Raw genomic sequence first — 675 nt, 5'->3', positions numbered from 1 at the left:
TAACTGGTATTAAAACCAACATAAAGAAACAGGCGAAAGAGCTAAATATTCCAGTTAAAAAGCGCAAGGCTCAAGATCTCGCAAAGCAAATCGGGTTAAATTTCAAGCTGTACAACAAATTAATGCAGCACTTGGAACATACTTTCGAACGCGCTTACGAAGTATCTATGGGTAAAGAAGCGCAGCGTTTTATGGCTCGGTATATCCAGAATACCGATATTGAAATTACAGAAGACACCGATTTAGACACGTTAGCCGAAATGCTGTCTAATTTGTTGGATGTTTTCTTAGGCTCTCCTAGCCGTGGTGTAAAGGGGGGCGGCGAGGACTTTTTCTTTTGAAACCATATACGGAACTCAATTTTGACACCCTCCCAGACCAAAACTGGGTTTCTACAACCCGGAATAAGAAGACGCTCAAGTATCTTAATATTCCGGCTGGTTTCGATATAGAGACAACGAGCGTAACGCTCTCGGATGACTCGAAATTTGCTTTCATGTATGTCTGGATGGTTTGCATCGGGGGTGATGAAAACGTATTTTACGGGCGTACATGGGAGCAATTCGGGGAATTCGTAGACTCCATAAAGGATCACTACACAATTGATTGTAAAAACCGCATGGTTATATACGTCCATAACCTTGCATATGAGTTTCAATTCATCCGTAAATTGTT

General features: G+C 41.5%; 1 protein-coding gene. It reads left to right on the top strand.

The annotated features are described in order from the left end of the window. Positions 1 to 341: hypothetical protein (locus N1032_RS25705; RefSeq protein WP_259543449.1), on the top strand; the 341-nt coding region annotated here is incomplete at its 5' end. Between the last annotated feature and the right edge of the window lie 334 nt (positions 342 to 675).

The organism is Herbiconiux daphne (genome assembly GCF_024979295.1).
Classification (GTDB): Bacteria; Actinomycetota; Actinomycetes; order Actinomycetales; family Microbacteriaceae; genus Herbiconiux; species Herbiconiux daphnes.
This window is presented reverse-complemented; position numbering and strand designations above follow the sequence as displayed.